The organism is Ensifer sp. EB106-03-01-XG145 (genome assembly GCF_058792075.1).
In genome coordinates, this window is record NZ_JBYTEC010000008.1 from 53,557 (window position 1) to 77,846 (window position 24,290).

Here is a 24,290-nt window from a genome sequence, read left to right on the forward strand (position 1 = left end):
GCTGGAGCTGCTGACAGGAGGCCTCCATGTCCGTGCATGAAGCAATTCTCGATCTCGGCTATGATCCCACCATCAGAGAGGATGGCCCGCTCGTCCGGCCGCCGGTGCCTGCGGCGCTGCCGACCACGGCCACCGTCGACCCACAATATCTCCCGCCTCCGAAGGCGCAGGGGACGCCACGCCATGTCGGCAGTCCCGGGAGTTGCGCCGCCTGGGCTTCGACCTATGGGCTCGCCACCTACACGGCGGCCGCAGCGGCGAGCCAGTCCCCATCGAGCACGGCGCTGCAGGCAAGCCCAGCCCATATCTATATCGAAGTCATGAAGAGCTACGGGCAAAAGGGCTGTGCGGGATCGCGGCTTGCATCCTACCTCAATCTGCTCAAGCAGAGCGGAACGCCGAACTGGCAGACCGCCCCCTATTATGCGAACTGCCCCGAGCTCTGGTCGAGCTACGATCCCAACGCCGCCACCGATGGCAGCTTCCAGATTCCCGACTGGGCCATCGTCGAAACCAGCGATCTCGACGCGATCAAGGCGGTCATCGCCGCCGGCGGTGCGCTTTGTTACGGCACGTCGCTCAACGAAGGCTTCATGAAATACGAAGGCCCCGGCCCGATGACCGGCCCCCTCAACAAGGTCCCGAATGTCGGCCATTGCATGCTGATTATCGGCTACGACGACGAGCAGCAGGCGATCCTCATCCAAAACAGCTTCGGACAGAACTGGGGCTGCGAGTGGAACGGACGTCGCGGCTACATCTGGATGAGCTATGAGCTGTTCCAATATCTGGCTCAGGGCCAGGCCATGTATGTCACGGCCTGACCCCAGACAGTTCTAGCCCGAATTGGCTTTGAAAGGGCCGTGGCGTTATTCCGCCGCCACGGCCGGCGGATAAGCGAGCGGCTCATCAAGTTCGGCATCCGCATGGACCTCTTCCGCCTTCTCCGGTTCTGCGGCACCCTTCTTGGGTTCGCGTCCGAAGAACAGGGCATAACCCGCGGGAAGCACCAGAATTGTCAGCACCGTTGCGACCAGGATGCCGCCCATCATGGCGTAGGCGAGCGGTCCCCAGAAGACCCCGCGGGAGATCGGGATCAGCGCCAGCACCGCCGTCAGCGCCGTCAGCGTGATCGGGCGGAAGCGTCGCACGGCCGATCCGATGATCGCCTCGGCGCGATCCATGCCGGCGGCAATGTCCTGGTCGATCTGGTCGACCAGGATGATCGAGTTGCGCATGATGATGCCGAGCAGCGCGATGACGCCGAGGATCGCGACGAAGCCGAAAGGGGCACCGCTGATGAGCAGTGCCGCCGCCGCACCGATGATGCCGAGCGGCCCGGTGGCGAGAACCAGCATCGCCTTGCCGAAATGCTGGAGCTGGATCATCAACAGCACGACGATGACCCCGAGCATGATCGGCGCCTTGGCGGCGATCGAGGCCTGGCTTTCGGCTGAATCTTCGGCCCCGCCCTGAATGGCGATCGAATAGCCGGCGGGCAGGCTGTCGCGCAGCGGCTGCATCTCACCGAACATCTTCATCGCCACGTCGTTCGGTTGCACGCCATCCGGCAAGGTTCCACGCACGGTGATTGTCGGCAGGCGGTCGCGGCGCCATTCGATGCCCTGCTCGAGCACCGGCACGACCTTGGCGACCTGCGAGAGCGGCACGAAGCCGCCAAAGTCGGTCGGGATGTAGATCGAGTCGACAGAGCTCAGCAGTTTGCGGCTTTCGGCCGGCTCGCGGGCGACGATCGCCACCGTCTCCTCGCCGTCGCGGAAGTTGTCGAGCGGCGCACCGGTGACGCTCGCCTGCAGCATCTGGCGGATGCGCTGGGATGTGACGCCAAGCGCGCGGGCGCGGTCCTGGTCGATAACCAGCTTCATGCCCGCTACCGGCTCCAGCCAGTCGTCGTGAACGGCGCCCAGAAGCGGGTTCTCGTGGAACTTCGCCTTTACCCGGTCGGCAATGCGCCTGACCTCTTCGCGGTCCGGACCCATGACGCGCATCTGTACCGGCCAGCCGGTCGGCGGCCCCAGGAACAGGCGGTCGACCTTGGCGCGGATCGACGGGAAGTCGGCGGCAAGGATCGCACGCATCTTGGCAATCAGCCGCTCGCGCGCCGGTTCGTCCTTGGCCATGACAAGAAGCTGGGCAAAGTTCGGATTGCGTAGTTGCTGGTCGAGCGGCAGGAAGAACCGCGGGGCTCCCTCGCCGATATAGGTGGCGATGAAGCGCTTGTCCTCATCATCCATCATCCGGGCTTCAAGCGCCTTGGCCTGCTTTTCGACCTCCTTGATGCTGGTGCCCTCGGGCAGCCACAGATCGACCAGGATTTCCGGACGCGACGACTGCGGGAAGAAGTTCTTCGGAATGAACTGGAAGGCCCAGAGGCTGACGAAGAAGATGGCGAGCGTGGTCGAAAGTACGATAATGCGATGGCGCACGGCCCAGGCAACCGTCGAACGCAGGTGACGATAGAAGCGCGTGTCGAAGACGTCGTGATGGTTTCCGGCGTGGCTCCGCTGCTTCAGGAGCATGTTGCCGAGCCAGGGGGTGAAATAGACCGCAACGAACCAGGAGACGACCAGCGCGATGCCGACCACATAAAACAGTGAACGTACATATTCGCCGGCGGTCGAGGCGGCAAAGCCGACAGGAATGAAGCCGGCGGTGGTGATCAGCGTGCCGGTCAGCATCGGGAAGGCGGTGGAGGTATAGGCAAAGCTTGCGGCTTCGACCTTGACCAACCCCTCTTCCAGTTTTCTTTCCATCATCTCGACGACGATCATGGCGTCGTCGACCAGGAGGCCGAGCGCAATGATGAGGGCGCCGAGCGAGATGCGTTGCAGATCGATGCCGAGCTCGTACATGATGGCAAAGGTTGCAGCCAGCACCAGCGGGATGGTGATCGCGATCACCAGGCCTGAGCGCCAGCCGATCGACAGGAACGACACGACGAGCACGATCGCCAGGGCCTCGCCGAGCGCCTTCATGAATTCGCCGACTGCTTCCTTGACGACCTCAGGCTGGTTGGAGACCTGGTCGACATTGACCCCATAGGGCAGCGACGCCTCGAAGCGCTGATAGGTCTCTTCGACCGCCTTGCCGACGTCGGTCACCTTGAAGCCCTTGGCCATGACGACGCCGATCTGGACGCTGTCCTGACCGTTGAAGCGGAATTTGCGCGAATAGGGATCCTCGAGCCCGGAGCTTACCGTGGCGATATCGCCAAGGCGCGTGACCTGGCCGCCAGCGCGAAGCCGGAGGTTCTTCAGGTCCTCGACCTTGTCGAGGCTGCCTTCGACCGAGATGCGCACCGAGCGGGAACCGGTATCGACGGAACCGGCCGGATCGATGTTGTTCTGGCCGGAAATCGTGTTGCGCAGATCGTTGAGCGTCAGGCCGCGTTCGGCCAGCACCTTCGAGGAGACGTCGATATAGATCTTCTCCGGCTGGTCGCCGATGATCACAGCCTTTTCGACGCCCGGCGTCGTCAGGAGCATGTCGCGCGCCTGGATGGCGAACGTCTTCAGTTCCGGATAGCTGTAGCCCTCACCGCTTAGTGAATTGAGCGTGATGAAGGTGTCACCGAACTCGTCGTTGAAATAGGGACCGAGCAAGCCTTCGGGCAGTTCGTTGGAGATGTCGCCGACTTTCTTGCGCACCTGGTAGAAGGCGTCCGCCACCTGCTCGGCATTGGTATCGCCTTCAACCTGCAGCGTAATGATCGCACTGCCGGCGCGGGTATAGGAGCGCACGAAATCGAGGTGCGGCGTTTCCTGCAACTTCCGCTCGATCTTGTTGACGACCTGGTCCTGCATTTCCTCGATCGAGGCGCCTGGCCAGAAGGCTTGCACCACCATGACGCGGAAGGTGAAGTCCGGATCCTCCTTCTGCCCCATGCGCATCAGGCCGAAGGCACCGGCGAGAATGATGAGGCCGAACAGGAACCGCGCCATGCCCGGATGCGCGATCGCCCAGCGCGAAAGGTTGAAAGGCCGCTTTTCTTCGGAAGAGGAGGTCATCATCGGCTCGGTTCCGCTATCCTGGTGACGTCAGCGCACAACGGTTTCGGCTGCGGCAGCAGCCTGGTGCGTCGTATCGTTGGAGATCGTCACCTTGAGATCGTCCGTCATGAACTGCGTTCCGGCGGCAACAACGAGATCGCCGACTTTGAGTCCTTCGGTGACCCGCACACCATTGGTGGTGAAGTCTGCAAGCGTGACCGGGCGGCTGCGGACGGTTTCCGTACCGCGGTCGACGACCCAGACGATCGGATAGCCATCCTTCTCAGCCAGCGCGCTCAAGGGTACCGAGACGAACGACACGCCATTGCCGGCAGAAGCTTCGATGGTCGCGGTCATGCCGAGCAGGACGCGTTGGTCGTTCGGCAGACTGACACGCACCGAGAAGGTGCGCGATTGCTGGTCGGCGCTGCCGGCAACCTCGCGCACCGTGCCATCGAGCGACAGGCCCGCATCGGACCAGATCCCGACCTTCACCGGCAAGCCAGCCTTGAAATTGCTGATCTCCGTTTCGGGTACTGCGACCTGGACTTCTTTTTCGCCTTCGACGGCAACCGTTGCGACCGGCGTGCCAGAACCGACGACCTGGCCGACATCGGCGTTGATCGTGGTCACGATGCCCGGCCGGTCGGCGACGAGGCTGGTATAGACCACCTGGTTCTTCGCCTGTGACAGTGCCGACTTCGCAGCATCGCGCGTGGCGACAGCCTGGTTGTAGCTCAGCACCGCCTGGTCGAACTGGGCCTGCGAGGCGAATTTCCTGGCAAGCAGCTGCTTGGCGCGGTCGCGCACCAGCTCGACCGTTTCGACCTGACGCTCGGCCCCATCCAGATTGGCAGACGCGCTGCGGACTGCGAGTTCGTAATCGGTCGGGTCGATGCGGGCGAGAAGATCGCCAACCTTGACGCGGTCACCGACATTGACGATACGCTCGACGATCTTGCCGCTGACGCGGAAGCCGAGATTCATCTCGGTCCGTGCCCGAACGGCGCCGGAATAGCTGAGCTGGCGTACATTGTCGGCCTGGGCGATCTCGACGACCTTGACCGGGCGCACGACTTCAGCGGTTTCGGACTTTTCTTCCGAGCAGCCGGCAAGCGCCGCCGAGAGGGTCGAAATCAGCGCAATGGTGGCAATGAATGAAATACGGCGGCGAAATTCAATCGGCATAAACATAGTCGCACTCCCGAAAAATAGGCCGACGCCGCATTGGCGCCGGAAGCAGTCCGGCTAGAGCGCCGTGCGTTCAGATGAACGCGCAAAGGACGCTCTAGCACTTTGATTCTAGAGCATCTTTCCGCTTCGAGTGTTTCCACTTGAAAGCGGGATGCTCTAGACCTTCAGTCCCTTGATCGCGAATTCGACCAGCTCTTCCGGTGCCGCGCGGTTTGTCTTGCTGAGACACTGCGCAACCATTTGCGGATGACAGAGCGTGACGGTCGCCGCACCGAAACAGCGCGACGCCGCATCGGCGTCCTGCTCCGGGAACTCGCCGGCGGCGATGCCTTCGCGAATGACGTCGGCGAGAAGCGCGTCGAGCCTGTCGATATGCTTGTCGATGACGTGCCACTCGCGTTCGATGGCAACGACCACCATTTCATGCACCTTGGTATCGTCGAGCATGAGCTCAACGGTCATCTGATGCTGCGCGTGTACGTAACGGCGCAGCCGCTCGGTCGCACTCAATGGCAAGGCGCAGATCTCCTGGGCCATCTGGTAGCTGGCCGCCAGCATGCGGCCGCAGATCGCCTGATGGATCTCCGTCTTCGAGGCGAAGAAGCGGTAGATGTTGGCCGGCGACATGCCGAGTTCCTTGGCAATGTCGGCGACATTGGTCTTGCTGTAGCCGAAATGCCGGAACAACCGCTCCGCTGCGTCGAGGATCCGCGTGATGTTGTCCTGACGCGCCTGATCCATGACGTTATCGTTGCTCACCGGCATCGTTTGCCTTTCGATTTACGACTGACGAATTTTGTATTTCGTCAGTCGTAAATCGAAATGAGACACTCGTCAACGAAAGAATGCGCTCGCACGTTCACGATTTGATAATCAAGATTGAGTTCGCCGCGAGAGGCCGACGACCTTTCAATGTCACCCGGCTGTCGTTGACTCGACACGCTATGGTGGTTACTGGCGCTTCTGGAGCCGCGTTTCTCGGATTCTTCTCAAGGGGTTAGCTACTTATGGCCACAGGTCTCATCGCCCTCCTCGACGACATCGCGGCCATCGCCAAGATGGCGGCCGCATCGCTGGACGACGTGGCGGCCCAGACCGCGAAGGCCAGCGCCAAGGCAGCCGGCGTCGTGATCGACGACGCCGCGGTGACGCCGCGCTATGTGGTGGGGCTCACGCCTGAGCGGGAGTTGCCGATCATTGCACGGATCGCGCTCGGTTCGCTGAAGAACAAGTTGCTCTTCCTGCTGCCCGGCGCACTGCTGCTCGGCTATTTCGCGCCCTGGGCGATCACGCCGCTGCTGATGCTCGGCGGCATCTATCTCTGCTACGAGGGTGCCGAGAAGCTTTACGGCGCAATCTTTCCGCATGCCGCCCACGCGCACGAGGAAGCGGTGCTCGGCGAGAAGAGCGATCCGCTGGCGCTTGAAAACGAGAAGGTTGCCGGCGCCATCCGCACCGACTTTATTCTCTCTGCCGAGATCATGGCGCTGACCCTGTCGGCCGTCGCCGATGCCGGCATCTACATGCAGGGCGCTGTGCTCGCGGGCGTCGGCATCCTGATTACGCTCGCCGTCTATGGGGTCGTCGCCCTGATCGTCAAAGCCGACGACGCCGGCGTCGCGCTGGCGAAGAACCCGCTGTCCGCCCTGCGCGTTCTCGGCCGCGGCCTCGTTCTCGGCATGCCCGCGTTCCTGAAAGTTCTTGCCGCGATCGGCACTGCGGCCATGCTCTGGGTCGGCGGCAGCATCCTCGTGCATGGCATGGCGCAACTGGGCCAGGCCGAGCCGGAACACTTCATCCACGATGTCTCCGAGAGCGTCGCCCACACGCTGGCGGTCGCCCCGGCGGTCGTCGGCTGGTTCACGACCTCGGCGCTCCAGGCGCTGCTTGCCATCGCCGTCGGCGCTGCCACGATCGTCGTGATGGGCAATGTCGTCGCGCCGATCTGGAGCCGCCTGCGGCCGGCAAAGCACTGATCCGGCTTCCCGCACTCGGCCGCACCGCCATTGGCTTCCCGGCTGGTTCGCAACAACCTTGTCCCGAGAGGTTTGTTCGTGACCCAGGCGACGAGCCCCTACTTCGCCCCGCAAGCTTTTGCGAGCATCGCGAACACCGTCGAAGCCGCGGGCTTCGGCAACGTCTATCCCTATCACGCCAACGTGCCCTCGTTTGGCGATTGGGGTTCGTGGTGGCAAGCGACACGCCGCTCGAAACCGCGCGCCCGGCGCTCAGCGTCACGACGCGCTACCTCGATGACGCCAATGTCGCAAAACATTTCCTGTTCGAGAAGGATATCGTCGCAAGCGGCGTCGAGACCAATACGCTCGATCGCCCCGTGCTGCTCGACTATTACCTGGCCGGCTGGAGGCACTACCGCTAATGCGTCGCGCTGGTTGACTCGCAGAAGCCATGGATGAGTCCCACCGCGTGATGGAAGGCTCTTGCGCCTTCCATCACATCGATGATCGACGTTCTTCGGTCGATCTACCGCTTGTACTTCACGCCCGGCAGCACGCAGAGCATTTCGTAGAGCAGGTTCGCCGCGGTGATCGCCGTCGTTCCCGTCGTATCGAAAGGCGGGCTGACCTCGACGAGATCGGCGCCGACGAGATTGAGACCGCGGCAGCCGCGGATGATTTCGATCGCCTGGATGACGGTCAGACCCCCGATCTCGGGCGTGCCGGTGCCCGGAGCATAGGCCGGGTCGAGGCTGTCGATATCAAAGGTCAGATAGGTCTTGTGGTTGCCGATCTTCGCACGGATGCCGTCGATCAGCGGCACGAGTGACTTGTGCCAGCATTCTTCTGCCGGGACGACGGTGAAGCCCCTGTCGCGCGACCAGTCGAAATCGTCGGACGCATAGCCGGTTCCGCGCAGGCCGATCTGGAAGACGAGATCGGGCTTGAGGCAGCCGTCCTCGAAGGCGCGGCGGAACGGCGTGCCGTGCGCGATCTTTTCGCCGAACATCGTGTCGTTGATATCGGCATGGGCGTCGACATGGATGAGCGCCACCGGTCCGTGTTTCTCGGCAATCGCCTTCAGGATCGGATAGCTGATCGTGTGATCTCCGCCGAGCGTCAGCGGAATGCAGTCATGCTTGAGGATCTCGCCGATGTTGCGGGTGATGATCTCCATGTTGGCCGGCAGGTTGAAGGTGTTGATGGCGATGTCGCCGATATCGGCGACCTGCAGACTTTCGAAGGGTGCTGCCCCCGTCGCCATGTTGTAGGGACGGATCATCACCGACTCGGCGCGGATCTGCCGTGGCCCGTAGCGCGTGCCGGAGCGGTTGGACGCGCCGATATCCATGGGGATCCCAACGAAGCACGCATCGAGGCCTTCAGCCGACGTCGCGGTGGGAAGGCGCATCATCGTGCCTGGGCCACCGAAGCGGGGCATGTCGTTGCCGCCCAGCGGCTGATTGAATTTCTCATCCATCGAAGCTCTCCCTTTTGATTTCGCCGGAACCCTATCAGGCGCTGCAGGCCGAGAAATGCCCATTGATCGAATGTTACTTCGATCGCGATCAAACCAACATGTTTGACGCAGCGAAGGCAGGCGTCGATTGCCATTTACGTCGACACCTGGCTCGCCGCACCTAGCCAAAGGGAGTGTTGCCCTCTTCGGACCCGCCAATCACTTTGGTGAAAACAAAAATACGATGTCCTTGGGAGGAACCATGCAAAACTTACGTCGCACCGCACTGCGCTCCATGTTTGCGGCATCGCTCGCCGCTATCTCGGTCTCAACGACTGCCCAGGCGCAGGACAAACTCTTCATCTACAACTTCTCCGACTACTTCGCCGAAGACACGGTCTCGAACTTCCAGGCCCGCACCGGTACCGAAACGCGCGTGGACTTCTACGATTCGCTCGAAGTGCTCGAAACCCGACTGCTCGCCGGCGGCAGCGGCTTCGATGTCGCCTTTCCAAGCGCCACGGTCGGTGAACGCCTCATCCAATCCGGCGCACTTAAGCCGATCGATGTCACAGCGCTCAAGAACTACGGCAATCTCGACAAGGACCTGTTGAAGCTCGTTGCGGAGCACGACCCCGACAACAAGTATCTGGTTCCCTATATGTGGCTGACGACGGGCGTCGCCTACAACGCCAAGCTCGTCGGCGAACGCCTGGCCGATGCACCGACGAACAGCCTCGACATGTTCTTCAAGCCCGAGGTTGCCGCGAAATTCCAGGATTGCGGCATCGGCATCGTCGACGCGCCGAACGAGGTGATCCCGATCGCGCTGAACTATCTCGGCCTCGACCCCTATTCCACCAAGCCTGACGATCTCGACAAGGCGAAGGAACTCCTGCTCAAGCTGCGTCCATTCATTCGCCACATGCAGAGCGGCCAGCTTGTGGCCGACATGGCCTCCGGTCAGCTCTGCCTGGCGCTGATGTGGAGCGGCGATGCCGGCATTGCGGCGGCTCGCGCCGAAGAAGCGGAAACCGGCGTCAAGGTCGACTATTCGATCCCGAAGGAAGGAACGATCATCTCCTTCGACACGATGGCGATCCCGGCCGATGCGCCGGATCCGGAGCAGGCGCTGGCCTTCATCGACTATATCCTCGAGCCCAAGACGGTCGCGGCGATCAGCAACCACGTCTTCTACGCCAACGCCAATGCCGCGGCGACCGCCGAGGTCGATGCCGGGATCCGCGACAACCCGAACATCTATCCTCCTGCCGAGGTCCGTTCGAAGCTCTTCGTCGACAAGTCGCTGCCGCCGCGCCAGACGCGCGAGCGCACCCGCGTCTGGTCGGCGTTCAGGGCCGGCCAGTAAGCGATCCGTTAACAGCAGGACCAGACCCCGTGCAATCCTATATTTCGATCGAGAACCTGGCGAAGTCCTATGGCGTCGTCACGGCCGTCAACAACATCAACTTGGGGATCGAAAAAGGCGAGTTCTTCTCGCTCCTCGGTCCCTCGGGCTGCGGAAAATCAACGCTGCTCCGGATGATCGCCGGCTTCGAGACGCCGACATCCGGCACCATCAGGCTGGAAGGGGCCGATGTCACCGATGTTCCGGCGCACCGGCGGCCGACCAACATGATGTTCCAGTCCTATGCGCTGTTTCCGCACCTGACGGTCGGCAAGAACATCGCCTTCGGATTGCAGCAGGACGGCCTTGCCAAGAGCGAAATCAGGAAGCGCATCGACGAGGTTGCGGAGAAGCTGCAGCTGACGGCGCTGCTTGATCGCAAGCCGGCGCAGCTTTCCGGTGGCCAGCGCCAGCGCGTGGCGCTCGCCCGGGCGCTGGTAAAACGGCCGAAGGTTCTGTTGCTCGACGAGCCGCTCGGCGCGCTCGACAAGAACCTGCGCACCGAAACGCAGCTCGAACTCGTTCGCCTGCAGAGGGAACTCGGCCTCACCTTCATCATCGTCACCCACGATCAGCACGAGGCGATGACCGTCTCCACCCGCATCGCCATCATGAAGCAGGGGCAGGTGCTGCAGGTCGGCTCGCCTTCGGAAGTCTACGAAACGCCACAGTCCCGCTATGTCGCCAAGTTCCTTGGCGAAACGAACGTGTTTGCCGGTAGCCGCGCGGATCGCAGTGGCAGCGAGCTGCAGATCGACAGCGACGAAGCCGGCGGCCGGCTGCATGCGGCCTTTACCGACCGCGTCGCGCTCGATGCGCCGTTCTGGGTCTCGGTCCGCCCCGAGCGGGTGGAACTCGCGACTTCGGGCAGCGGTCTCGAAGGCACGGTTGAACAGCTCACCTATACCGGTGTCGAGCGGCACTACCGCGTCCGGCTGAAGTCTGGTGCGACGCTCGACGCACGCCGGGTCAATCTCGGAGCCGAGAGCGATCTCGGCGTCGGCGATCGGGTGTTTGCGAGCTGGTCGCCGCAGGCAAGCCGGCTCTTGGCCGAATAGGAGGTTTCCATGCTCACGGCAGCGTCATCGTCCGCAAAGACGAACTGGGGCAAGCGTCTTCTGATCGCCATCCCCTATGCCTGGCTTCTGGTGCTGTTCCTGGCGCCCTTTGCACTGGTTGCGGGCATCAGCCTCTCGACCGTACGACTCGGCATGCCGCCCTTCGAGCCGCTGACTGCCTGGGACGGATCGATCCTGAACCTCCGGCTGAATTTCGAGAACTTCCTCTATGTTCTCACCGACGACACCTATCTTCTGGCCTATCTGACGAGCCTCAAGGTCGCGGCGATTTCGACCGCCGCCATGCTCTTCATCGCCTATCCGCTCGCCTATGGCATTGCGTCCTGCTCGCCATCCTCCCGCTCTCTCCTGGTCTTTCTGGTGATCGTTCCGTTCTGGAGCTCGATGTTGATCCGCGTCTATTCCTGGATGAGCATCCTCAGGAACGACGGTCTCCTGAACGCGTTGCTTTTGAAGATCGGCCTGATCAGCGAACCGCTGCGCATCCTCAACACCGAGACGGCGATCTATATCGGCATCATCTACACCTACCTGCCGTTCATGGTGCTGCCGATCTACTCGAACCTGAGCAGTGCCGACCGCACCTTGATCGAGGCGGCGCGCGACCTCGGCTGCTCCCGCATCTCTGCCTTCTGGCGGGTCACCTTCCCCTTGAGCCTGCCCGGTGTTTTGGCCGGTTCTGCCCTGGTCTTCATCCCCGTCGTCGGCGAATTCGTGATCCCGGATCTCCTGGGTGGGGCCGATACGCAGATGATCGGCCGCGCCATCTGGCTCGAGTTCTTCAACAATCGAGATTGGCCGATGGCCGCCGCCGTGACGATCGTGCTGCTCGCGCTGCTGGTCGTGCCGATCGTCTACTTCCAATCGCGCCAGTCGCGCGAACGAACCTGAGGAGCTGGCCATGACGAAACCAAGCTGGTTCAATCGGCTGTCGATCTTGTTCGGCCTCGCCTTCCTCTATCTGCCGATCGTCGTTCTCGTCATCTACAGCTTCAACGGCTCGAAGCTCGTGACGGTCTGGGGCGGCTTCTCGACCCAATGGTACGCGACCGTTCTAAACAACCCCTCGATCATTGAAGGTGCGAAAGTCAGCTTCCTGGTCGCTGCGGTCTCGGCAACGGCTGCAACCATTCTCGGGACGCTCGCGGCCGTTGTGATGGTGCGGCTGCGTCGTTTCCGCGGCCGGGCACTGTTCAACGGCATGCTACTTGCGCCCATGGTCATGCCGGAAGTGGTGATGGCCGTGTCGATGCTCCTGATGTTCGTGACGCTCGGCATCGATCGCGGGCCGCTCACCATCACCCTGGCGCACACGACCTTCACGCTCTGCTTTGCGACCGTCGTGCTGCAATCGCGGCTGGTCGAGCTCGATCCCGCGCTTGAGGAGGCGGCGCGCGATCTCGGCTGCCCGCCGGCCAAGGCATTCGTCAGTGTCGCCTTACCCAACATGATCCCGGCGATCGTTTCCGCCTGGCTCTTGTCCTTCACCCTGTCGCTGGACGATCTGGTCATTTCGAGCTTCACCACGGGACCGGGCGCCTCGACCCTGCCGATGAAGATCTATTCGCAGATCAAGTTCGGCGTGACGCCCGAAATCAATGCGATCTCGACGATCATCCTCGGCATCGTGGTTTTGGGACTGGTAGCCGCTCAACTGGTCTCGCGGCGCTCGGAACAACGGGTGGGCGCCGCGGCTTGAAGCAATTCCAGGAAAGTGTGAACCGGCTTTCCTGGAATTGGGCCGTAAAGAAGGAAATCAGTGCGGCAGAAGCGCGCCGCCCGGCGACAGGTACGTGGCCAGCGGATCCTCGAAGGCATTGCTCGCCGACGATACGGCGTCGATGAACAGCGAGAAGAGGGCGGTCTGCGAGGAGATGTCGAGCTTGGCGTAGAGGTTGCGGCGGTGCAGCTTGACGGTCGCCGGTGAGATGCCGAGCTTTTCAGCGGCCCCCTTGACCGAATATCCGCGCAGGATCATCTGCGCGACCTGGCATTCGCGATCGGTGAGGAGGCTGCGGCCAAAGTTCCGGATTGCCTGCGCCAATGCGCTCTGGAGGGGCGAGCCTTCATCGCCGAGACTTTCGGGCCTGAGGTCGCGATAATGCCGGAGCACGGCCATGCTGAGCAGCGGCGCCGCGCTCTGCAGGAAATCCTGGTCTTCCCCGCTGAAGGCCGCGTGGGAGTGGCGTCGCGCCAGCGAGATCGCGATCTTCGTATCCGCATCGATACCGATGAAGACGTTGAATTCGTCGTGCAGGCCCGAATGCCGGTAGTAGTCGCGGTAATACTGCGACCGGTCGAAGGACGGATCGATCTGCCTCAGGCGATAAAGACCATCGTCGCCATTGTCGAGCGCCAGCCGGTAGAACGGGTCGAGCCGATACGGGCCCTGCAGATAGGCCCGAATATCGGACAGGCCCCTGTCCGTACGCCAGTCGTTGAACAGGATCTTCGGCGCTGCATTTCGCCGATAAAGGAGCATCAGACCGGCATCGATTGCGATGTGTCGCTTGAGCGACTGCGCCAGACGATCCTGGAAATCCGAACGGCCAACCCCCTCCATCAGGGACAGCGCCAGATCACCCACGCCGGGCACCCGCTGCGTCGCCGCGCAGACTTTGATGATCGTATTGTCGTTCATGTTGTTCTCCTCCACGCGCAGATTAGGCGAAGGTTCAGTTCGTCGCAAGTAACGGATTTTCACTGCGGGATTTCCAAAACTATCGTTTGGCCAGCCAAAACAACGGCATAAGCGATGAGAACTCGGCACAGCAGGGGCTGGCGGCGCACCGGGATCCGGCTCTCATCCCCAAAACCTAGCCCTTTGGCGTATTCCGGAGAGAGTCTCCAGCGCCTAGAAAAGCGGGGCAAGCTGCACAGTGGATCGACGGCGGGCAAAGCGGCACGCGACCGTCGAGACGGACATTGATCTCGGACACCACGTCGTTCCGCAGGAATTGGAAGCAACGAAACCTTGAGGGGCGGCCGATGTACTTGCCGCTCGTCTTTCTGAACTGGAGTGAACATGTCGAAGGTCATCAAACTCGGGCGCAACGGTGTCGGCCTGCGCGAGCTTGAGAAATGCAGCGTCGTCCCGCCGGAGGCGATCCTGTCCGGTTTTGCGGATGAGCTCGGCGATGTTCATTTCGAAAGCCCCGACAAGGCCGTTGTGATCGGCACCTGGCAGTCGACGCCCTACGCAGAAATGCTCTCCTACCCCGATGGCAGCGAATACAGCGTGATCCTCTCGGGCAAGGTCGCAATCACCAACCCGGACGGTTCCATCGAGACCTTCGAGGCCGGCGAAAGCTACGTCCTGCCTGCCGGCGTCGAGGTGCGTTTCGAAGTGCTCGAGACGATGCGCAAGGTCTACGTCCTCTACACCGCACCCGCCGCGAAATGATGTGAGGCGCCCCCATGACCAAGGTAAGAAGCAAAGCCCTTGCAGATGTGACGATGACGCCCTTCTGGCTCGACCGGCCGGACGCGCCCGAGCCGAAAGAGCGACTGACGCGCCATCTGAAGGCTGACCTGCTCGTCGTCGGCGGCGGCTTTACCGGGTTATGGGGTGCCATCCAGGCGAAACAACGCCAGCCCGAAATCGACGTCGTGCTGATCGAAAAGGGTTCGGTCGCCAACGGCGCCTCGGGCCGGCCGGGCGGCGTCGTCTCGACTTCGGTCATGCACGGACTTTCGAATGCCGTGCGCATCTTCCCCAAGGACATCGCCGCGCTCGAGCGGCTTGGCCAGGAAAACATGCACGGCTTCCTGCAGACCCTCGAGGAACACGCCGTCGACTGTCACGCCGAATGGGGCGGCGAGCTGACGGTAGCCGTCGACGATGCCCATATCGAAGCGCTGCACGAAGAGCACGAACTCCATCTCAAATATGGCCACCAGGCCGTCTTCCTCGACCAAGGCGCCGTCCGCAGCGAAATCAATTCGCCGCGCTACAAGGCCGGTGTCTGGTCGAAGCACATCTGCGGCACGGTGCATCCGGCGTTGCTTGCCTTCGGGCTGAAGCGGGTTGCGCTCACCCTCGGCGTTGAGATCCTCGAAAGCACCGAACTGACCGGTCTTGAAGATCTCGGCGACCGGATGAAGGCCATGACGCCCTCAGGAAGCGTCACTGCGCCGAAGGTTCTTCTCGCCACCAATGCCTTTGCCTCGGGCCACAAAAAGATCAAGCACCGGGTCGTCGCCGTTCGCGACCGGGTGCTGGCGACGGAGCCCCTGTCGGCCGAGCGCATGGCGTCGATCGGCTGGAGCCACCGGCAGGGCGTCTACGATACCCGCACGCAGATGAACTACATGCGGCTCACCAAGGACAATCGGATCATCTTCGGCGGTCGTCTGGCTTACGCCTTTGCCGGCAACCCCTTCCCTTCGGTCGACAAGGAACTCGAAACCTACGAGCCTCTGGCATCCGCCTTCTTCGACACCTTCCCGCAGCTCGAAGGCCTGCGCTTCACCCATGCCTGGAGCGGGCCGATCGATCTCAGTACCCGCATGGCCGTGCACTTCCAGCGCTACTACAGCGAGAAGGTCGTCTATGCCGGCGGCTATTCCGGTTTCGGCGTTTCGGCCTCCCGCTTCGGCGCGCGTATCGCGCTCGATATTCTCGACGGTTCGAAGACGCCGGAGAGCCGGCTGGACTTCGCCACCAGCCTGCCGAATGCCATTCCGCCGGAACCGTTCCGCTGGCTCGGCGCACAGGTCACCATGTATGCGCTCGATACGGCGGACAAGTCCGGCGGCTGGCGCAAGCCCTGGCTGAAAATGGTCTCTGCAATGGGCTTCCCGCTCAGCTGACGCCTCTCGCCAAAAGGCATTTTGATCGCCTGACAAAGGCGGGGCCGGGATACCGGCTCTGCCTTTGCTTTTCGCCAGCTGGCGCCGGGCCGGTCAGGAATGCGGGTCCTATCGACCAGCGCGCAAACGCGACGCGCTTTTCCCGACCTGTGAGACGCCAAATTCGCTAACGAGCAGCTTCACGAAAAACGGGATCAGACCCGACTTTGCACGCGTCTTGTCGAAGGTCGCCTGGAACGGCGCCTTGTAGCTGAAGAGATCCGGGCGGATTGGCCGCAGCAAGCCCTCGCTCACATAGCGACTGGCAAAGTGGTCGGGCAGATAGCCGAGATAGCGACCGGAGAGGATCAGCCGCGCCTCGGCCTCCATGTCGCTGACCGTCGCGCGCGGATTGGCAATCGAGAAAATCTTGAGGTCACGGGCGTTCCAATAGGAGCGACCGATCAGATTGTAGGACCGGATATCGTCGATCTCGATCTCGCTGTCGCCACGGGAAAACAACGGGTGCTCCGCGCCGCAATAGAAGCGCTGCGTCTCCTCGTAGAGATCGACATATTCCAGCCCCAGCGTCGTGCGCGGAAAACTGGCGATCGCGATGTGGAGCTCTCCTGTTATCACATCGCGCAGCAGTTCATGCGGCGGCCGCGTGACGATCGAAAGCGCCACTTCCGGTGCCTCGTCCGTCATCCGGGCAAAGACGCGGTTGAGACGGGAAGACGGGTCGGACAGCGTGTTGTCGATGAGGCCGACGGAGAGCGTGCCATTTAACTGATGCTGCAACCCCTTCATGCGGATGTCGAACTGGTCGATCGAGCCGAAGAGGCGCTTGGCCTCCTCGTAGACGGCGCGCCCCTCTTCCGTGAGGCGAAAGCCGGACCGGCCGCGCTGGCAGAGCGTTAGGCCGAGCCGGCTCTCCAGCGCGGAGATATGGTTGGAAATCGTCGAGAGCGAGAGATTGAGCTCTCCCTGCGCAGCCGCAAAACCGCCCGCCTCCACGATCGTGACGTAGATGCGCAGCAGCCTCACATCCAACGAGTCCAAAGCCATGCAAGGTCCGCCCTTACCTTGATCAAGATCCAAGTGAAGCGCGATTATTATGCATTTTCATGCACTAAGCTAGGGCAGACGTGAACGAAACCCAGTCCGTTTATATGGCCGGCCGTACGTCCTCGTCCGAGAGGAACTTCGCGTATTTGAGCATGTAGTCTGCGGCATCGCGGATATCGTGGGCAACGGCCTCGCGTGCCCGCTGCGGGTCTTTCGCCTCGAGAGCCGCAACGATCTTGTCGTGAAAATCGACGTCCAGCACTTCGGTCGCGGTAAACGGCGTACCCTCGACGAGCTTGCGCAGGAACGGTCCCGCCTGGAGCCAGAGCATTTCGATGATGTAGATCAGGTGCTCGTTGCCGCAGTGGCGGTAGATCGAGAACTTGAAGTCGAAATTCGCCTGCAGATAGCGGTCGATGTCACCCGCCTTCGCCGCTGCAGTACGCTGATTGCAGTGGTGGCGCACGGTGCGCAGGTTGTTGCCGTTGAGGCGGCTTGCCGCGAGTTCCGTTGCCGTGCCTTCGATGGCGATGCGCGCCTCCGTCAGGCTGACGAAGGATTTGACGGTCAAGAGCGGCACCTCGACGCTGCCGTTCGGCAGAAGTTCGAGGCCCTTCAATGCCTGCAGCCGCTGAAAGGCGGTGCGCACCGGCATCGGGCTGGTCCCGAACTGCTCGGCAACCTTGCGATAGGTGAGCTTCTGGCCCGGTTCGAAATGCCCGGCCATCAACGCCTGCACGATCTGCTGATAGACCTGCTCATACATCGGAACCGGTGTTTCGATGCTGGTGATTTTTGGTGTCTTCTTCGTCGCCATGCTCGAAACCTGGGGCTGCATCGAGGTTGCAGCCAAAAAAGAGAGGGTTTGCTTTGGTAGGAGATTCCGCGACATCAGCGCAAGACCCTCCCGGATCGGCCGGTATCTGTCACACCAGCTTCGCCAAGGCCTTCATGAAAGCGATGTTGTCGTAGTCGAGCGCTTCCATCACCGGATCCGGCTGGCACGACATTCGGACCACCACCAGTTCGTTCTGCGGATCGACGAACAGCCATTGGCCATGGATGCCGATGCCGCAGAAGCTGCCCTCGCCGGTCTGGTACCATTTGTTGCGATAGCGCCCCTTCGGGAACAGCGGCGCGAAATCGCTGCGTTGCCACGCCTCGTGGCTGCCAGTGGTGAGCGTGTCTTCGACCCAGCTTGCCGAAACGACCCTCCGGCCGTTCGCCATGCCTCCGTTGCGCATCATCTCGCCGATGCGTGCGAGATCGCGCGGCGTCAGGGATATGCCAGCCGAAGCGCGACTGGTTCCCTCGCGATCGACGGTGATCGCGATTTCCCCGGTGGTCCCGAGCGGGGTCCAAAGCTTGTCCCGCATCAGATCGGCGATGCGCCTGCCGGACGCGCGCTCGAGCAGGATGCCCAGCAGGTCGGTGTTGGGCGAGCGATATCGGAAAACCTCGCCGTGCGGCGTCGGCAGACGCTTCAGCGTGCAGAGGAATTCGAACAGCCCCTCGTCGCCACCACCAGGGTTCCAGAGCATCGCGCGCCCTGACCTCGGCGCGGGGCTTGCCGAGCGCTTCCAGGCCGAAGGCCACGTTCTCGGCCACCGTCATATGCGGAAACAGCGCATAGCTCTGGAAGACGGTGTTCACCGGCCGCTTGAACGGCGGCAGGCTGGTGATATCCGAACCATTGAGTAGGATCTCGCCGCTCGTCGGATAGTCGAAACCGGCGATCATGCGCAGCAACGTCGTCTTTCCGCAGCCGGATGGACCGAGAAGCGTGAAGAACTCGTTTTCCCGAACCGAGACGGTTGCGTTGTCGAGGGCGACGAAGGCGCTCTCCCCCGCCCCGTAGGCTTTGCGCACGGCGCGGATATCGACCGCATAGTCATCGGATTTCGTTGTGTTTTTCATGTTTCCTCCCGACGAAGTCGAGCGCTCGCCGCAGCATGGCGATGCCGCAACCACGTCCGTCCTCCGACATCAGATCACACAATAGGAATTATATTTGCGAGTGCTGAATCTTGGTTGCGAAGCGAAACGAGAGGCGATTTATGATTTAAAATCAATATTATGGAGCAAAACGCCGGAAGCGCGCACCTGCGTGAAAAGATCCGCAAGGGACACCGAAAGGCCCCGAAAACTCGTTTTCGTGGGAGCCTGTAATCGGATCAGAAAAGGGGGATGCAGCTTTGCCGGAAGGAAGGCAGGCTCCCTCAAAACACAGCATGAACCGGCAACGGTTCATGCCAAATCGGCCGGCGCCACAGGCACCGGCCGATAGTGATCTAGATTCCCAGAAGACAGAAAGTTGCCGGTGCCCGTAGGCGATCGACAATAGCAATGGGTCCTTCCGCTCCAGAGTTACGGCTGGCGATAGACCTCGCTTCCGGCGAGATAGGTCGCCTCGACCTTGCGCTCCCGGATGGAGCGATCGAGCGGGTCCGGCAGCGTTCCGTCGATCACCACGAAATCCGCCCACTTGCCGACACTGATCGAGCCGATCTGAGCGCCCCAGGGCGTCATGTCCGCCCCCGCCTGGGTGAGACCGTGCAGCGCCTGATCGAAGCTGACCGCCTGCTCGGGATGCCACGGACCATCGCCGAGCCCGAACGGGCTTTCGCGGAAGACGGCGTCGTTGATCTGGGTCAGAGGGCTCAAGGGCGAAGTCGGCCAGTCCGAGCCGAAGACCAGCGGCACGCCAGCGTCGAGCATCGAATGCCAGACATAGGCCCGCGGCTCGCGGTCCGTGCCGATGCGCTCGGTGATGTATTTGCCGATCGTCCCGGTCGCATGGTTCGGCTGCATCGAGGCAACGACGCCCAGCTCCTTGAAGCGCTGGATGTCCTTGGTCTCTACGACCTCGATATGTTCGATGCGGTTCGGCTGCGGTCGCGGAACCGACGCCTCGGCGAAGGCATCGAGTACGAGGCTGACGCCACCGTCGCCGATCGCATGCACCGCCGTCGGGAAGCCGTTTTCGTTGGAGGCCTTGATCGCGGCTGCAAGCTGTTCCTTGGTTTCGAACGGTTTCCCCTTCAAGCCGTGCTGGTCGGAATAGTCCTCATGCATGTAGGCGGTACGCGTCGAGAGCACGCCGTCGATCACCGACTTGGTGTAACCGAGCTTGAGCATCGGCCCCTTCATCTCCTGCTCGCCGGAGTCTGCGGCGACCTTGTCGACCTCGTCGCGATCCTTCACGGCGGCAGCGATCTTCTTCGGGTCGCCCTCGAAGAAGCCGTACCAGACGCGAAGCGGCATCTTCTTTTCGGCAAGGATCGCCGCGTAGTCGTGCACGGCGGCGAGATCGGACATGTCGTTGACGCCGGTGATCCCGAGGCTGTTGGCAAATTTCATCGTCTGCAGCAGGGCCCCGCGCCGTTCCGCATCGGCGACCGCCGGCCGATGTTTCTCGACGAGGTCGCCAGCGCTCTCGAGCAGAATGCCGCTCGGCTCGCCCTTGTCGTTGAGCACGACCTCGCCGCCCTCCTCGACCTTGGACGTCGCGGTCACGCCGCCCACTTCGAGCGCCTTGGAATTGACCCAGTAGGAATGGAAATCAATGTCGCGCAGGATGACGACGCGATCCGGCACCACGGCATCGAGATCCTCCTTGGTCGGCAGCTTGCCTTCGCCGAGCGTGTAATCCCAACCGCCGCCCATCAGCCAGACGCCCTTGGGCAGGCGCGCATCGGCTTCCTTGATCTTTTCGAGCCAGGTCTTCTTGTCCGGAATGTAGGAGAGATCCACACCGGTCACCATGTCCATGCCGGATGTGAGATGCGTATGGCCGTCGATGAAGCCCGGCGTGACGGTCTTGCCTGCGGCGTCAATCACCTTTGTTTCGGCGTCGGCCAGCCCCCTGATCTCGTCATTGCTGCCGATCGCAATGAACTTGCCGTTCTCGACGGCGAAGGCCTGAGCCTTCGGCGTGCTCTGATCGACCGTGCGCACGTCGCCATTCAGTACGATCAAATCCGGCGCCGCCCAAACCGGCTGCGCTGCGCAAATCATGATCGCCAGGACCGAGGTCGCGCTCAGCGCCCGGGTTACTGCTGCCAATGTCATGAAATTCTCCTCCCGCGGCTGCATCCCTCCACCCCCGGCGAGCCGCGCGACACCGGCGTTGAATGGATGATGCTGCAAGTCGGGAAGGCGGCGATATACTCCCTCGGGCTAGGTTTGCCGTTCGTCCATCTCGGCCCGATAGGTTTCGGCATCGAATTGTTCGTTGACGTCGGGCCGCCCGCCTGGCGTCAGGTCGAGCAGGGTCCACATCGGCTCGACAGTGCCAAGATGCCGCGGATCCTGCCCGGGATCGGCTGGTTCGAACAACAACTCCGAAGCCCAACTCAGCCTGATCGGCCCATCGCCATCCTTGTGGAATACGGTCAGGATCGGGACCTGCTGTCCATCTTCACTCTCACCATGGTAGTCGCGCTTGAAGCTGTTGTTGGCGGCCGAAAGCAGCTTCAAATGCCGCCAGCCGCGATCGGCGGCGAAGGCCGAAACCCTTTCGATCGGCGCCTTGGCGACGGCGGCGATGTTCACGCCGAAGCCTTCGACATGCCGCACGACGCCCTCCCAATTGTCGAGCAGGGCGGTACAGGAGGGACACGGCCCGTCTTCGAGGGCACAACCTGCCATCGGGCCGCTCCGCGGTCCGGGGCGCATGTCGGATTGGTGGCGCGGAAACATGTAGTGATAGAGGATCAGGGTATCGGTGCCGGGTCGAAACAGCGCGGAAAGCCGCACCTTGGCCGGAGCGCCCGTCTCATCAATATGGTCGAACTCATAATCCTCAAGGACATGCCCGCCCGGCGGGAGCGCACGGATTTCGGCGGCGACGCTCTCCATTTCGCGCCTGAGTGCTGCCTCCCGTTGCAACAGCCTGTTGCGCGCATCGCGGTAGCTGGGGCTTTCGTTCGGAAAGGTCACGCTCATGGATACCTCCATCAAAGCGGATGTGCAGGCATCATAACATAGTCCGTTGCGCGCCGGGTCGCACCTGACGTGAGTCACCCACTCCGAGCGCACCTTGCGAAGAGGCACGATCGCTCCTACGGCGCTGCGGGCGCCGATCGTTTGACCACGCTCTTTTGGAAAACGACATCGCCCGTGGGCGATACGTTGAAGCGATAGGCCTCGTTCATGAACCTCTTGCCGGAATGGGTGAAGGCGAGAACCCGCTCGCCGTCGGTCCGCACATGCGAAATCCCGAAATTCGTGCGCTCGAACGCGAAGACTTTCTTGCTGGCGTCAGTCGGATCCTGCACGTAACCCAGCGTTTTGAAGAATGCGGCCAGCTCCGTGCAGAAAATGATCGCCGGCGTGGTGCGCGCAGCTTTCCCAAGCGCCGCCATCAGCGTTGCGCGAGGGTGGATGTATTCCTTGGCTTCACTCTCATCTCCCGATGAAATCAGCGAAACGACGGCGCCGATTTCCTTGAGAAATTCCATGTCGAAATCGGCAGAGCCATGATGAGGCGCCTTGAGGATTTCCGATCGCAGGGCGGCCGACGGCAAGGCCTCGCGCAAGCGCTGGCTTGCTTCCTGGTTCATATCCCCGGTGAACATGAACCGCACATTGCCGAACCGCAGCCGAAAATTGATGGAGTGGCCGTTGATCGTGTGCGACGCGGAATAGGCGCCCTGGCCGCTCGCCGCCACGGTGCCGAGCATCAAGTTGGCGTCGTCGGGCGGCGAGCGCAGAAAGCGCAACGCAGGCTGGCCGCCGACAGTCTCGACGATTGGCCCGAGAATATCGACGGCGATCGACTCATCCTGAAGAAAGTCGAAGGCGCCGGCGGAAAGGTGGTCGATCCGTCGACGCTCGATGCCGTTGCCGGTAACCGTCTGAACCCGCCCCTCCCAGGCGGCAAGCGTGTCGACCCATTTGTTGAAGGGACGATTCCTCTCTTCGCGCGGCACGGCCGCCTGGTCGTCGACGAGGCCGACGATGAATACACGCTCGTCCACCGCTACGGTCTGCCCGAGCAGCTCAGTATCCTTGCGCCGTTTCTGATCGCCGTCTTCGCTCGACCGTTTGACGATACCGTTGTGATAAACCCGCCTCGGCGCGATGAAGATCCGCTTGTTCGGGCGGCTGTCGGTCTCCGACTTACGCAGTTCCACCAACCCCTCGAAGTGGTCGGCATCCCCATGGGTGATCAGGATCAGGTCGACCACCAGTGGATCGGTGTCGCTCGTATTCGGGAAGCGGGCATTGGCGTGACGGGCAAAGAGCTGGTTGTCACCGCCATCGATGAAAATCACCTTGCCTTCAGGGGTCTCCAGAATGAGACCATCGCCCTGCTGCACGTCCACCATCGACAGCCGCAGCAAGCCCGTGTCGCGCAGCCTGGTCTCGGCCCGGATGAAGCCTTCGTCGATTTTTCCGCGTGCGCCGAGGATTTCGACACGCATACGACTGCCTTCGGTCGAGAGCACGTTGCAGCGATCGCCCCAGTAATACTGCCCTTGACTGCCATCGGCACGGCGGAGATTTACGACGTCATCATCAAGATATCGCATGAGCGCCCCCGTCATTGGACAGGGACAGCTTATGGTAGCATTTTGTCATATTCAATCGACAACTCGATCGGCTTCGCGCCAAATCCGGTGGTCGCAGGTCGCCAAAGCTGGCTGCCCGATTTCACCGCAGCCCACCCCCTCCGGCGATCGTGTTCCTTTCGCCGGCGTCAAAGACGGGGGTGAGGGAAGCTTCCGGCTGGCGCCCTGGCTTCCCCTGGGGTGAAGCCGATCTGGCTCAGCTAAAGAGCGCCTTCAGTCGCGGCCAGAGGCCGATGGCCGAGCGAACCCGCCGGGCGGCATAGGCAGCACGTACCGAGCTGCCGAAATTGCAGTCGCAGACGATGTCGTGCAGTTGGTGGTCCGATATTTCAAAGAACCGTTTTGCTTCGCCGTAGCTGTCATCGGCAAGACCCACGAGCCGCAATTGCGGATCCTCGAATGCGACGGTCATGGGGGAACCGTTGACCTGCATGGCTTGCCGAACGGCAGCGGTCGCACGTTCGGTACCGGAAAGCGTGCCCAGCCGGCGATCGGGATTGCTTTCCAAGAGTTCGGCCCAACGTTGGAGCCGTTCCGTTCTCGTCATGACGGGAGCGGGACGGATTTCGGCGAGCGCTTGCAATTGTTCAATCGATTGATGCTTCATAGTCGTCTCTCCTGGTCCGAAGATGCGACCTCGGTGTGCGCCCCTCCACACGGAGATCGCCGCTTCACCAACTCGCCAGCGGGAGCCACAGTTCCCTTGCCAATAAAAAAAATATCGTCGACGCGTACCTCTGCGCGAAGC

General features: G+C 62.0%; 21 protein-coding genes and 1 pseudogene. 9 read left to right on the forward strand and 13 right to left on the reverse strand.

Annotated elements, in window-relative coordinates; genetic code table 11:
* Positions 1-26 precede the first annotated feature (26 nt).
* Positions 27-824, forward strand: coding sequence for a C1 family peptidase (locus AC3WWH_RS19545; RefSeq protein ID WP_058323080.1), 798 nt, complete (start codon positions 27-29; stop codon positions 822-824).
* 45 nt (positions 825-869) lie between these two features.
* On the opposite strand, the gene AC3WWH_RS19550 is transcribed toward AC3WWH_RS19545, so the two are convergent.
* From AC3WWH_RS19550 to AC3WWH_RS19560, 3 genes are all read right to left on the reverse strand, one after another.
* Positions 870-4,028, reverse strand: coding sequence for an efflux RND transporter permease subunit (locus AC3WWH_RS19550; RefSeq protein WP_058323109.1), 3,159 nt, complete (start codon positions 4,026-4,028; stop codon positions 870-872).
* A 30-nt stretch (positions 4,029-4,058) separates the two neighbouring features.
* The gene (locus AC3WWH_RS19555) at positions 4,059-5,204 is read right to left on the reverse strand and encodes an efflux RND transporter periplasmic adaptor subunit (protein ID WP_492377174.1); all 1,146 of its coding nucleotides are present in this window, start codon (positions 5,202-5,204) and stop codon (positions 4,059-4,061) included.
* 156 nt (positions 5,205-5,360) lie between these two features.
* Positions 5,361-5,945 (reverse strand): TetR/AcrR family transcriptional regulator, encoded by a 585-nt coding sequence (locus tag AC3WWH_RS19560; RefSeq protein WP_286161463.1) that lies wholly within the window; start codon positions 5,943-5,945, stop codon positions 5,361-5,363.
* A gap of 266 nt (positions 5,946-6,211) precedes the next feature.
* Here AC3WWH_RS19560 and AC3WWH_RS19565 point away from each other — a divergent pair, with 266 nt between their 5' ends.
* Positions 6,212-7,180, forward strand: a complete 969-nt coding sequence (locus AC3WWH_RS19565; protein WP_058323078.1) for a DUF808 domain-containing protein — start codon at positions 6,212-6,214, stop codon at positions 7,178-7,180.
* A gap of 212 nt (positions 7,181-7,392) precedes the next feature.
* Positions 7,393-7,584: a hypothetical protein gene (locus AC3WWH_RS19570; RefSeq protein WP_156433130.1), complete on the forward strand. Its 192-nt coding sequence runs from the start codon at positions 7,393-7,395 to the stop codon at positions 7,582-7,584.
* Positions 7,585-7,688: 104 nt separating this feature from the next.
* Here the strand turns inward: AC3WWH_RS19570 and speB are convergent, their stop codons facing one another.
* Positions 7,689-8,642 (reverse strand): agmatinase, encoded by a 954-nt coding sequence (gene speB, locus AC3WWH_RS19575; RefSeq protein ID WP_058323076.1) that lies wholly within the window; start codon positions 8,640-8,642, stop codon positions 7,689-7,691.
* Positions 8,643-8,883: 241 nt separating this feature from the next.
* Between speB and AC3WWH_RS19580 the strand changes: the two genes are divergently transcribed.
* Genes AC3WWH_RS19580 through AC3WWH_RS19595 form a run of 4 tightly spaced genes read left to right on the forward strand, consistent with a single transcriptional unit; the run spans position 8,884 to position 12,807 of the window.
* Complete coding sequence (locus tag AC3WWH_RS19580; protein ID WP_492377175.1) at positions 8,884-9,990, forward strand: extracellular solute-binding protein; 1,107 nt, start codon at positions 8,884-8,886, stop codon at positions 9,988-9,990.
* Positions 9,963-11,087: an ABC transporter ATP-binding protein gene (locus tag AC3WWH_RS19585; RefSeq protein ID WP_063891502.1), complete on the forward strand. Its 1,125-nt coding sequence runs from the start codon at positions 9,963-9,965 to the stop codon at positions 11,085-11,087. The genes AC3WWH_RS19580 and AC3WWH_RS19585 overlap by 28 nt, the downstream gene beginning before the upstream one ends.
* A gap of 9 nt (positions 11,088-11,096) precedes the next feature.
* Positions 11,097-11,999, forward strand: coding sequence for an ABC transporter permease subunit (locus tag AC3WWH_RS19590; RefSeq protein ID WP_058323073.1), 903 nt, complete (start codon positions 11,097-11,099; stop codon positions 11,997-11,999).
* A 10-nt stretch (positions 12,000-12,009) separates the two neighbouring features.
* Entirely contained in the window at positions 12,010-12,807 is a 798-nt protein-coding gene (locus AC3WWH_RS19595; protein WP_058323072.1) for an ABC transporter permease, read from the forward strand.
* Between the two features lie 57 nt (positions 12,808-12,864).
* Here the strand turns inward: AC3WWH_RS19595 and AC3WWH_RS19600 are convergent, their stop codons facing one another.
* Entirely contained in the window at positions 12,865-13,749 is an 885-nt protein-coding gene (locus AC3WWH_RS19600; RefSeq protein WP_492377176.1) for a helix-turn-helix transcriptional regulator, read from the reverse strand.
* Positions 13,750-14,133: 384 nt separating this feature from the next.
* Between AC3WWH_RS19600 and AC3WWH_RS19605 the strand changes: the two genes are divergently transcribed.
* Both AC3WWH_RS19605 and AC3WWH_RS19610 read left to right on the forward strand, forming a co-directional pair.
* On the forward strand, positions 14,134-14,511 hold the full coding sequence (locus tag AC3WWH_RS19605; protein ID WP_057255390.1) for a cupin domain-containing protein: 378 nt from the start codon (positions 14,134-14,136) through the stop codon (positions 14,509-14,511).
* Positions 14,512-14,525: 14 nt separating this feature from the next.
* Positions 14,526-15,920: an NAD(P)/FAD-dependent oxidoreductase gene (locus AC3WWH_RS19610; protein ID WP_058323070.1), complete on the forward strand. Its 1,395-nt coding sequence runs from the start codon at positions 14,526-14,528 to the stop codon at positions 15,918-15,920.
* Positions 15,921-16,028: 108 nt separating this feature from the next.
* On the opposite strand, the gene AC3WWH_RS19615 is transcribed toward AC3WWH_RS19610, so the two are convergent.
* From AC3WWH_RS19615 to AC3WWH_RS19650, 8 genes and pseudogenes are all read right to left on the reverse strand, one after another.
* Positions 16,029-16,967: a LysR family transcriptional regulator gene (locus AC3WWH_RS19615; protein WP_058323069.1), complete on the reverse strand. Its 939-nt coding sequence runs from the start codon at positions 16,965-16,967 to the stop codon at positions 16,029-16,031.
* Positions 16,968-17,067: 100 nt separating this feature from the next.
* Positions 17,068-17,784: a GntR family transcriptional regulator gene (locus tag AC3WWH_RS19620; RefSeq protein WP_058323108.1), complete on the reverse strand. Its 717-nt coding sequence runs from the start codon at positions 17,782-17,784 to the stop codon at positions 17,068-17,070.
* 109 nt (positions 17,785-17,893) lie between these two features.
* Complete coding sequence (locus tag AC3WWH_RS19625; protein ID WP_058323068.1) at positions 17,894-18,508, reverse strand: serine hydrolase domain-containing protein; 615 nt, start codon at positions 18,506-18,508, stop codon at positions 17,894-17,896.
* Positions 18,453-18,884: pseudogene (locus AC3WWH_RS19630) on the reverse strand (ABC transporter ATP-binding protein); the annotation flags it as partial. The gene AC3WWH_RS19625 and the pseudogene AC3WWH_RS19630, both read right to left, overlap by 56 nt.
* Positions 18,885-19,334: 450 nt before the next feature.
* Complete coding sequence (locus AC3WWH_RS19635; protein WP_058323067.1) at positions 19,335-21,038, reverse strand: amidohydrolase; 1,704 nt, start codon at positions 21,036-21,038, stop codon at positions 19,335-19,337.
* Positions 21,039-21,146: 108 nt separating this feature from the next.
* Positions 21,147-21,914, reverse strand: coding sequence for a DUF899 family protein (locus AC3WWH_RS19640; RefSeq protein ID WP_058323066.1), 768 nt, complete (start codon positions 21,912-21,914; stop codon positions 21,147-21,149).
* 116 nt (positions 21,915-22,030) lie between these two features.
* Complete coding sequence (locus AC3WWH_RS19645; protein ID WP_156433129.1) at positions 22,031-23,503, reverse strand: ComEC/Rec2 family competence protein; 1,473 nt, start codon at positions 23,501-23,503, stop codon at positions 22,031-22,033.
* A 235-nt stretch (positions 23,504-23,738) separates the two neighbouring features.
* Entirely contained in the window at positions 23,739-24,149 is a 411-nt protein-coding gene (locus AC3WWH_RS19650; RefSeq protein ID WP_057255380.1) for a hypothetical protein, read from the reverse strand.
* Between the last annotated feature and the right edge of the window lie 141 nt (positions 24,150-24,290).